Source organism: Altericroceibacterium spongiae, assembly GCF_003610805.1.
Lineage (GTDB): Bacteria > Pseudomonadota > Alphaproteobacteria > Sphingomonadales > Sphingomonadaceae > Altericroceibacterium > Altericroceibacterium spongiae.
Genome location: NZ_RAPF01000002.1, coordinates 504,647 through 514,766 on the forward strand (window position 1 = coordinate 504,647; position 10,120 = coordinate 514,766).

At 55.8% G+C, this 10,120-nt stretch carries 10 protein-coding genes and 1 pseudogene; 2 read left to right on the forward strand and 9 right to left on the reverse strand.

The window, feature by feature from the left end:
* Window positions 1-45: 45 nt before the first annotated feature.
* The 6 genes from D6851_RS05905 to lptB all read right to left on the reverse strand — a co-directional run bounded on the left by D6851_RS05905 (window position 46) and on the right by lptB (window position 6,495).
* Window positions 46-570 (reverse strand): hypothetical protein, encoded by a 525-nt coding sequence (locus D6851_RS05905; RefSeq protein WP_120323925.1) that lies wholly within the window; start codon window positions 568-570, stop codon window positions 46-48.
* Window positions 570-1,805: a tyrosine-type recombinase/integrase gene (locus D6851_RS05910; protein WP_210210329.1), complete on the reverse strand. Its 1,236-nt coding sequence runs from the start codon at window positions 1,803-1,805 to the stop codon at window positions 570-572. Before D6851_RS05910 ends, D6851_RS05905 begins: the two co-directional genes overlap by 1 nt.
* A 628-nt stretch (window positions 1,806-2,433) precedes the next feature.
* On the reverse strand, window positions 2,434-3,138 hold the full coding sequence (trmB, locus tag D6851_RS05915; RefSeq protein WP_120323927.1) for a tRNA (guanine(46)-N(7))-methyltransferase TrmB: 705 nt from the start codon (window positions 3,136-3,138) through the stop codon (window positions 2,434-2,436).
* 167 nt (window positions 3,139-3,305) lie between these two features.
* Window positions 3,306-4,001, reverse strand: coding sequence for a response regulator transcription factor CtrA (ctrA, locus tag D6851_RS05920; RefSeq protein ID WP_120323928.1), 696 nt, complete (start codon window positions 3,999-4,001; stop codon window positions 3,306-3,308).
* Window positions 4,002-4,175: 174 nt separating this feature from the next.
* A complete protein-coding gene (gene rpoN, locus D6851_RS05925; RefSeq protein WP_120323929.1) occupies window positions 4,176-5,645 on the reverse strand; it encodes an RNA polymerase factor sigma-54 in 1,470 nt (489 codons plus the stop codon).
* An 88-nt stretch (window positions 5,646-5,733) separates the two neighbouring features.
* Window positions 5,734-6,495 (reverse strand): LPS export ABC transporter ATP-binding protein, encoded by a 762-nt coding sequence (gene lptB, locus D6851_RS05930; protein ID WP_120323994.1) that lies wholly within the window; start codon window positions 6,493-6,495, stop codon window positions 5,734-5,736.
* 240 nt (window positions 6,496-6,735) lie between these two features.
* Here lptB and D6851_RS05935 point away from each other — a divergent pair, with 240 nt between their 5' ends.
* Entirely contained in the window at window positions 6,736-7,122 is a 387-nt protein-coding gene (locus D6851_RS05935) for a hypothetical protein (protein WP_120323930.1), read from the forward strand.
* Between the two features lie 80 nt (window positions 7,123-7,202).
* Window positions 7,203-8,549 (forward strand): TldD/PmbA family protein, encoded by a 1,347-nt coding sequence (locus D6851_RS05940; RefSeq protein ID WP_120323931.1) that lies wholly within the window; start codon window positions 7,203-7,205, stop codon window positions 8,547-8,549.
* A 152-nt stretch (window positions 8,550-8,701) separates the two neighbouring features.
* Here D6851_RS05940 and D6851_RS05945 read toward each other — a convergent pair whose 3' ends face one another.
* The 3 genes and pseudogenes from D6851_RS05945 to D6851_RS05955 form a co-directional block, all read right to left on the reverse strand.
* On the reverse strand, window positions 8,702-9,067 hold the full coding sequence (locus D6851_RS05945) for an MATE family efflux transporter (RefSeq protein WP_120323932.1): 366 nt from the start codon (window positions 9,065-9,067) through the stop codon (window positions 8,702-8,704).
* A gap of 36 nt (window positions 9,068-9,103) precedes the next feature.
* On the reverse strand, window positions 9,104-9,733 hold the full coding sequence (locus D6851_RS05950; RefSeq protein WP_120323933.1) for an MvaI/BcnI family restriction endonuclease: 630 nt from the start codon (window positions 9,731-9,733) through the stop codon (window positions 9,104-9,106).
* A 259-nt stretch (window positions 9,734-9,992) separates the two neighbouring features.
* Window positions 9,993-10,120, reverse strand: a pseudogene (locus D6851_RS05955) (IS5 family transposase); the annotation flags it as partial.

The window sequence follows — 10,120 nt, forward strand, 5'->3', positions numbered from 1 at the left end:
TATTAAGTGCATTTGGAATGTGATCGCAAAAGATGTCTTTGGGAATTAAGTCCTCGACTTAATTTCTGCTTCGAAATTTTCGACCAAGGTTAGCCATTCCTCATCGGAATATGAGTCGCCTTCCTCTGCGGACATGGATTCAGTGAGCACTGCGCTCCGTGCTGCAATGCCAAGGGCAAACATCTCACCCCGCTCAAAGGGCCTTATCCGCGCCCTCACAATCTTTTGGTCCTTCATTACCACCGGGTCAGAAGCGGTGGCTTCAATTGCAGCCTGCCTAAGCCGGCCCGTGGGATAATCCCTCATTAATCCGCGCAAGTGCCTCAGGTAAGTGAGATACGTTCGAAAACCTTCTTGCAGGAGCTGCTTATCCGTCTTTTTTGGTCGGCTCTTGGGCCTTTTGAACTCACCTAATAGATGCCCGGCTAGCCAGTCGCGTTCGTATTCATCGAGCGATACGGATGGGTCCCGCAAACGGCTCGCGAGCTTCGAGAAGTCTCCTTCCCGGCCAGCCTTAACCGCCTCCCCGGCAGCCATCGCGTTTGGATCAAGCAGGCGCGAAATATCCATCACCCTGCCTCCGCCAGCCGAACGACATTATCCGGCTTGCCCTCGACAAGCTCCGTCACGAACCGTGCCCACGCCTCAAGCGCCTGCCGCTTTTCGTCAGCATAATCGTGGCGCTGATAGACCGACACGATACCCGCAGCCGTTCCGCTGACATGGTTCAAGCAAGCCTCGGTGACGCGCACCGGAATGCCCATCCGCGCAAGCCCGGTTGCGCAGGTGCGGCGCAGATCGTGCCATGTCCAATGCTCGATCTCGACTGGTTCGCCCGCTTCCTCGGTCGCAATTTCAGCCATCTTGTCGCGGATGTGCTTGTTGCCTTTGGAGAAACCTTGCAGCGGTGAAGTGCCGTTCGTCGAGAATACATAGCTGGCGCTGGTTTTGGGCAGGGCGGCAACCACTTCCAGAGCGGAAGTAGATAGCGGAACGTCATGCGCGCGCCCGTTCTTGGTCCTGTCCGGTGGGAGGCTCCACAGGTCGCCGTCAATTTCAGCGCGCGGCATCTGCGCAACTTCATTGAGCCGCTGGCCTGTCAGCAGTAGGGTCTTTGCGAACGGTCCCCACGGGAAGCCAAGGTTGTCGCCAGCCAGCCAGAGCAAGCGGATTTCATCATCCGACAAAACCCGGTCCCGGCTCACTTCCTTGGCAACAGCCTTTACGCCCATTGCCGGGTTCATGGAGATAATGTCGCGCTCCACGGCCCAATTCAGAAACTTGCCCAAATAGGCACGGACACGGTTTGCCGTGACCTTGCGCCCGCTGTCTGCAATGCCGTCCAGCAGGTCGATAACGTCACGCTTGGTAATGTCGCCAATATCGCGCTCGCCCCATGCCGCGACCACATGCACGTCTAGCGCCCGCCGGACTTCACGCCCGCGTTTCAGGCCTGACAGGTGTCGCTTGTCGAATTGCGCCACAAGCGTTTTCACCTTGTCGCGCTCGGTCGCTATGGCTTCGCGCTGGTCCGCTTTCGCCGCCTTTTTCGCGACCGCTGGATTGCGCCCATGCTCGACAGCTTCAAGCGCCTCGGTCGCTGCGGTGCGAGCATCGGCAACGCCCATCATAGGCCATTTGCCAAGCGTCAGCTTTGCAGGCTTGCCGCCGAACCGATAGCGCAAGGCCCAGGACTTCGCCCCGCTTGGTTGCACAACCAGATACAGCCCGGACAGGGCAGGATTGGGAATCTCGATCCGCTTGGCAGGGTCAGGCTTGATCGCCTCGACGCCCTTTGTTGTCATCGCCCGTGCCATAGTCAGTAGCTCGCCCCCGTCAGTCAGTAGGTCCATCGGGGTAACACTGGGGTAACAGATTCCAGTGATAAGGCCCGTTACCCCACGTTAGTAACGCAACCTCACATTGGGAGCAATACCCCGCAAATCAGATGGTTTTGGGTGATGTGGAAGTTTTGACTGGTTAGGGTATGAAATGCGCTGAATGTTGACTTTTAATCAGTAGGTCGCTGGTTCGAACCCAGCAGGGCTCACCACATTTCCCTCGGAGGTCTTCGTTGCTTTTCGGTCTCTGCCTTATGAGAAGGCAGATGACGAGCTACTGGCTTGCGATTGCGGTCTCTGATCCGGCGCTTTTGGTATTCGATAGTTTGTCAGAAGTATGACGGACAATCTCGCGAAGCCGGCGGTCGATAAAACGCGCGCCTGTTGACACAAAAACTGTAACTTGGACGTGCCAGCACGGACAAGGCTGAAGACACTTATTCCTTCGCAGAACCCACTCTTTTTACCTAATTAAAGAGAGCTTTGCCTAAGCCGAATGGCCTGCAGGGATGTATATGTACAGGTGTATGCCAGCGATCGGCAGAGCAATTTGTGAACCGCGATTTTGTAGCTATCGAAAAGTGGCAGTGTACTACGCCTCAGTACGCTTCCAGCGAAAATACCAGACTTCGTGCCCCTGCTGACGGGCTTTGGCTTCGTAACGCGTTTCACACCATCCGCCGGGACGTTGCTGGAAGTCTCGAGGATTGTTTGCCAGCCAGTCGAACTGCCTTGTATGACGGCGCATTATCATCAGGGCATGGCGCAGATAGACAGGGTGATCCGTGCCGAAACGGAATTCACCGCCAGGCTTGAGCTTATCGGCAATCATATCGACCGGGCCGTCATTCATCATGCGTCGCTTAGCGTGGCGAGCCTTGGGCCAGGGATCGGGATGTAGCAGATAGACGAAAGACAAAGCGCCATCCGGCACCCGGGAGAGCACTTCAAGCGCATCGCCCATATGGAGCCGCACATTGAAGAGATGTTTGTCACGGACATGTTGTAGCCCGCTTACAACTCCATTCACGAACGGTTCGCAACCAATGAAGCCATGGTCGGGCAGCATATCGGCCCTGTCGGCAAGATGCTCGCCGCCGCCAAAGCCGATTTCAAAATGAAGCGGAGCGTCTTGCCCGAACAAGGCTTCTGCTGTCACCGGGCCCTTTTCGGGTATGCTGATTTGTGGCAGTAAAGTATCTACTAGTTCCTGCTGGCTTTTGCGCAAGGGGCGGCCTTGCGAACGGCCATAGAGACGGTTGAGAGTCGTTGGATCGCCGGGCTTATGAGCAGTCATGGGGCCGGGCCGATATAGCAGGAAGCGAAAGGTGGGAACCGCTTTTATCAAAAATCAGGCAAGAGAGAGAAAAATCAAGCCTGGATGCCTGAATAGCTTGTGAGGCTATCTGCCCTGTCTCCCCGGATTTTCGCATAGATAAAAGCCGGGGAGGTGCGCCGGAAATCTCAAGCAGCTTCCTGTGCGTCGTCAGAATCGCGCAGCACATAACCACGACCCCAAACGGTCTCGATATAATTATCGCCGCCGCAAGCCGTTGAAAGTTTCTTACGCAGCTTGCAAATGAAGACATCGATGATTTTCAATTCAGGCTCATCCATGCCGCCATAAAGGTGATTGAGAAACATTTCCTTCGTCAGTGTAGTGCCCTTGCGCAAACTGAGCAGCTCGAGCATGGCATATTCCTTGCCAGTCAGGTGGACGCGCGCACCATCTACTTCCACCGTCTTTGCGTCGAGATTGACACATAGCTTACCGGTACGGATGACGCTTTGCGAATGACCCTTACTGCGACGGATCACCGCATGAATGCGAGCGATCAGCTCATCACGATGGAACGGCTTGGTCACATAATCGTCTGCGCCGAAGCCGAAGCTGCGGATTTTTGAATCGATTTCGGCAATGCCGGAAAGAATCAGCACTGGTGTTTGCACTTTCGCTACGCGCAGCTTCTTGAGTACATCATAGCCATGCATATCGGGCAGGTTCAAATCGAGCAGGATGATATCGTAGTCATAGAGCTTGCCGAGATCCAAGCCTTCCTCGCCGAGGTCGGTCGAGTAAACATTGAAACCTTCGCCATTAAGCATCAGTTCGATAGCTTTGGCCGTATTCGGCTCATCTTCAATAAGCAGCACGCGCATTGGGAGACCCCTTTTTGCTTCGTGATAACGCCTCGTCCAGCGAGGTGTTGACCCTTGTTAACCACGTAATGTGTCAACAAAAAAGGTTAATTATAGGTAAAGTCAGGATTTGTGCCGATTCGCGTGGCTTTTCAGTGACAGAATCGAGTGCGCCAATTAACTTTGATGCTCGTCTCAGGAGTTCATGGCCAGCTTCTTCTGCCGGCGACGTTGTACCGATGATCCGATACCGATGGCTTCGCGATATTTTGCCACCGTGCGGCGCGCCAGGTCGAATCCTTTATCACGTAGCAATTCGACCAGCTTGTCATCTGAAAGAACCTTTTTGGGATCTTCTGCATCCACTAATGCACGGATCTGCGCTTTTACTGCTTCGGCGGATACCGAACTTTCGCCATCGGCGGAGGCCACACCGCTGGTAAAGAAATATTTGAGTTCGAATGTTCCGCGGTCGCAATGAAGATATTTATTCGATGTTACTCGGCTCACGGTCGATTCATGCATGTCGATTTGTTCGGCGACTCCGCGCAAAGTGAGCGGTTTCAACTCGGAAACGCCTCGCCGGAAAAAACCGTCCTGCTGTTTAACTATTTCTGCAGCGACTTTGAGAATGGTTTTTTGCCGCTGGTCCAGAGCCTTTATCAGCCAGTTTGCATCGGCGAGCTTTTCATTGAGCCAGCTTTTGGCCTCGCGGTTTTGACTGCCGCTGCGCAACTCGACATAATAGGGGCGGTTGACGATCAGGCGCGGTAACGTCTCCTGATTGAGCGCAATGTCCCAGCCGTGATCGCGCGAAGCGGTGATCAATATATCCGGGACGACCGGGGCACTGCTGACACCGCCAAATTGCAGACCCGGTTTAGGATCGTACTGACGCAGTTCAGCTAGCATATCAGCCAGATCCTCATCATCAACGGCACATAGCCGTTTCAGTTGAGCGAAGTTGCTTTTCGCCACCAGGTCGAGATTGGCCAGCAAGCGTGCCATGCACGGATCGTAGCGATCGGCTTCACGAGCCTGAAGTGCGATACACTCACCTAGCGAACGGGCGCCGATCCCGGTTGGATCGAGCGATTGGACCAGTTTCAGTGCCGTTTCAGCTTCCTCGTCGGAAATGCCGAGTTCTCCGGCTGTTTCATGCAGGGGTGTGTGGAGGTATCCTGACTCATCGAGCTGACCTATCAATGTAGCAGCGATGAAAGCGATTTGCGGATCGCTCGTTATGAGTGGCAATTGCGCTTCGAGATGATCGATTAGCGTTTCTTCAGGACTGCCACGTTCCTCAATATCGAACGTTTCGGCTGAAGATGCGCTGCCAGCCTGTGCGGACCAGTCTCCTGTGTCATGATCGCGGTCGAGCGCTGCCGGATCGATGTCGAGCGGTGCATCGGCTTCGCCTTGACCCTGCATCATCAATTCATCCGAAGTCGGGCTATCGCCAGCTTCGTTATCGAGTGGCGGGTTTTCGCCGCTCTCGGCGTGGATATCTCCGCTTTCCAGCAGCGGATTATTTTCCAGTGCATCTCCGATAAAGGCTTCGATTTCCAGATTGGAAAGCGCCAGCAGCTTTATTGCCTGCTGGAGCTGCGGAGTCATGACCAGCGATTGGCTTTGCCGGAGATCGAGGCGCGGAGCGAGGCTCAAGGCGCACGCTTCCTTACAGAAAGATAGTTATTCATGGCATACTGCCCAGGCACGACAGGCAAAATATGCATGTCACGCCTTCCGGGAATCATAGAGCAAAGCTCTCACCAAGATAGAGACGGCGCACATTTTCGTCGGCGACCAGTTCTTGCGGGCTGCCGGCAAAAAGCACCTGACCGCCATAGATAATGCAGGCCCGGTCCACGATATCGAGTGTTTCGCGAACATTGTGATCGGTGATGAGCACCCCGATTCCGCGTTCCTTCAGATCGATCACGAGATCGCGAATATCGCTGATGGAGAGTGGATCAATGCCGGCGAAAGGCTCGTCGAGCAGCATGATAGAGGGTTTGGCGGCCAGCGCCCGGGCGATTTCGCACCGTCGCCGTTCGCCTCCAGAAAGCGCCATGGCCGGGCTTTCCCGCAATCGGGTGAGACCGAACTCATCAAGAAGTCTTTCCAGCTCCGAGGCGCGGACATCCTTGTCCGGTTCGACCATTTCGAGCACGCAGGCGATATTTTGTTCAACAGTCATGCCGCGAAAGATCGAAGTTTCCTGCGGCAGATAGCCGAGACCCAGAATGGCGCGCCGATACATGGGCAATTTGGTGACATCGACGCCATCCATCAGGATGCGGCCGCTATCCGGGCGGACGAGGCCCATGATGGAATAGAAGCAGGTGGTTTTGCCAGCTCCGTTCGGACCGAGCAGCCCCAGCACTTCTCCCTTGCCGACAGAAAGAGAAATGTCCGTTAGTACCGGCCGCTTGTCATAGCTTTTGGCGATCGACACCACTTCCAGCCCGCCTTGCGGAATGGGGGGAGAGGCATTGGCGGGCGCTTCTGCCATTGCTTCGGACAAGGCTTCCGCATCCGGTGCGGTATGTGCTGTAGTGGTCATAGTTCCGATATTAGCAGGTGTGCGGCACTATTGAAGCCCGCTCTGGCAGGAATCCTGCATGATGGCTTCAAAGCAACTCTTCGTATTTCCGCTTCCACTGGCCGCATCGCATGGAACAGCTTGTGGCCGGTCTTGTCTATTTGCCATTCTGGTGGAATAAATTGGTGAGATGCAAACAGGAGCAGGCGTATGCATGATGTAGCTCAGCGTTCTGAAAAGCAGCCGGAAAGCGCCAAAAGCAAGCGTGACTGGCGCCGGCGGATGAGCGATAATGTCGCCTATGCTCTCTTGGCCTATACCGGCCTGCAGATTTTTGTGACCATGCATGCTGTGAAAAACGGGCATGGATCGATTCTTCCCTATTTTGCTCTTATCGTTCTGATTGCTGCCATCATTCCGGCCTGCCGGGCTTTTGAGAGGCGCTGGGACAATCTCACCGATGCCGAGGCACGCGACCCTTCTTTTGAACCTCTTTTCCGGCGCGATCGTCTGGCCTTGTGGTTGTGTGCCATTGGCCTGCCTTTTGCACTTACCCTTTTGTTCAAGGGCATATCCGCGCTTTTCTCGCTATCCTGACCAATCGCATTGCACATGGTTTACCTGACGCGCGGAATCGTTAGGAACGGTGCGATCATACCCGCGACAGGATAATCTGCATGCTTGACCCCGTTACTGCGCAGGAACGCTGCGCAGCGCTGATCGATCTCGCGCTTCGCCATGGAGCGGATGCCGCCGATTCCATCGCAATTGGCAGTGCCAGCCAGAGCGTCGATGTGCGGCTGGGCAAGCTCGAAGGGGTGGACCGTTCGGAAACCGCCGATATCGGTTTGCGGGTCTTTATCGGTTCTCAATCCGCATCGATCAGTGCAAGCGATCTTAGTGATGACGCGCTGTCCGAACTGGCCGAACGGGCAGTGACGATGGCACGGGCCGCACCGGAAGATGCTTATGCCGGGCTGGCTCCCGAAGAGAAGCTGGCGCATGGGCCATTTCCCGATTTCGATCTTGTCGACTCCTTTGAAACCTCGCCGGAATGGCTGCGTGACAGGGCGATGGAAGTGGAGGATGCGGCGCGGGGTGTAACAGGTGTCACCAATAGCGAAGGCGGTTCGGCCAGTGTCGGGCAGAGCTGCGCAGCATTGGCTACAAGCCACGGTTTTTCGGGCTTTTCTGCCGGAACGAGCCATTCGATCAGCGCCAGTGTCATTGCCGGAGAAGGCTCTGCCATGCAGCGCGATTATGATTATGCCACAAGGCGCCATGTCGCGGATTTGCCATCCTGCGCAGCGATCGGCCGCAGCGCCGGAGAGCGGGCGGTGGCGCGGCTCGATCCGGGGCGTTTGCCGAGCGGACCGATGCCAGTCGTGCTCGATCCCAGAGTGGGCGGATCGCTGATCGGACATCTGCTCGGGGCCATGTCGGGCCCTGCCATTGCCCGTCGGTCTAGCTTTCTGCTGGGCCGTGAGAATGACGTGTTATTCCCCGAAAATCTGCGGATTCTGGACGATCCGCACCGGCAACGCGGGTTGCGTTCGCGCGCCTTTGACGGAGAGGGGCTGGCCACTGCGCCGCGCCCTCTGGTCGAGGGTGGACGGATCACCGGCTGGCTTGCCAATTGCGCGGCGGCCCGGCAGCTGGGCATCGCACCGACCGGACATGCTGCGCGCGGAGCGGGTGGCTCTCCGGGTGTCTCGGCCAGCAATGTTCACCTTGAGGCGGGACCCTGTTCGCGCGAGGAGCTGATTGCCGATATCGCCGATGGCATATTGGTGACCGAGCTGTTCGGGCAGGGGGTCAATATGGTGACGGGCGATTATAGTCGGGGTGCCAGTGGGTTTCGCATAATCGGGGGTGAAATTGCGGGTCCTGTGGCAGAATTTACCATTGCAGGGCATTTGATCGACATGTTCAATGCGCTGAAACCGGCAAATGACCTCGAAATGATCCGCGGGGTCAATGTGCCGAGCCTCAGAATTGACGGAATGACCATTGCGGGGACGTGACAAGGGGGCCTGACAGGCTCCGAACAGGGCCATAAACGCGCGAACGGGGCCAGACCCGCATCGGACAGGGCCAGACGCTTATCTGACCGGGCCAGTGAGCGATATGCCTGCGCCCTTATGCCAGCGCGCAGGCCGCCCGGTTCTCGCTGCCTCTATCGCGCCGAGGCTTCTGTCTCCGCCGGCTCTTCCTCCCCGGCAGGCCGGACGAGATTTTTCCGCCAGGGCCCTTTCGCCAGCCAGATCAGGCATAGCAGCGCCGCGCCGCTATTGGCGATCGGATAGCTCCACCACACGCCCAGCACACCCAGCGCTGTCGCCAGGGAAAGCAGCGCGGCGGAGGGAAGCTGCAACAGCCATTGCATCGCGATGGAAATCGTCATCGCCTGCCGCGTGCTGCCCGCGCCGCGAAACACGCCATTCAGCACCTGCACCAGCGCCATCGTGCCGAGAAAGGGGAAGCATATCCGGTTGAGGCGGACCGCTTCGGCAATCAGTTCGGGATTGTCCGGCCCGATCAGCGCGAGCGGAGAGGGGGGCTGTCCGCAAGCTGCGGTTCAGAGCTGAATGATCTCATGATGACGATAAAGTTGCGTCAGATTTGCATGAGCTACGCGAAACTGGCTTCGCCGCTTGATTTTCGGCGTTGGGGATGATGCCTGTTCAACTTTTACCGCCGGGTCGTAATATACCTTGCCGGATGCGAAAGCTTTAAGGAACAACAGAAAATCCGTCTGTTCGCACAGAAGAATCCGCGCACCATAGCTATATTCCGGAGGGGGTGTGCGAAATACAGAAGGTATATAGGCGGCTTGCGCATGTTTGCGGTTCCAGTGGGCCATCATTCCTTTGAACGACCAGAATGCGGCGACTTCCTGCGTTGCATTGATGAGTGCCATCCCGCCATCGAAGTCGGTAATTTTTTCTGTAGTGGCATTATAGCCTGTCAGCGTCATATGCAGGCCGGTCAGGGAATGAGGTGCACGCTGGCAATCGTAGCGTCCGCCAAAATTGAACCGGTCGGGCCTGCCAGCCTGATCCGGGTAACCGAACCGTTTCATGAATGCAGCGACACCTTCCTTGCGATAAATGCCACCGGTCGGTTCAGGTGTCATGAGTGTAACAGGCGATCTGGGCCTGAAAGATACAAAGTCACCTACGCCATATTGCTTGATTTCCCATCCCAGGAAATCGGGTTCGGCGTATTATTAATAAGAAACAGAAATAGCATGAAATTTCTACAAATATCCCAACTGATCAACTTTATGCCATCGCAAAGGAGAGCCTAACAACTTATAGACACGCAAGCAATAATTATCACTTATGCAGAAGTATCTGTTCCATATATCAGAAGCGAGGGTTTCTATGCTCAAGTCATCATGTTTTGATCCGCGCATTTCATAAACGACCGTGGAAGTTCGATTTGACGTCACCTTAATTGAGAAATTAGGCTTCGTGGACAAAGGGTATCCAGAGCTTGATTGAAGCGAGAGCGACGAAGCCGAGATAGGATTCCTTGGTTTTGTCGTAGCGGGTGGCGACCCTGCGCCAGTTCTTCAGTTTGTTGAACAGGC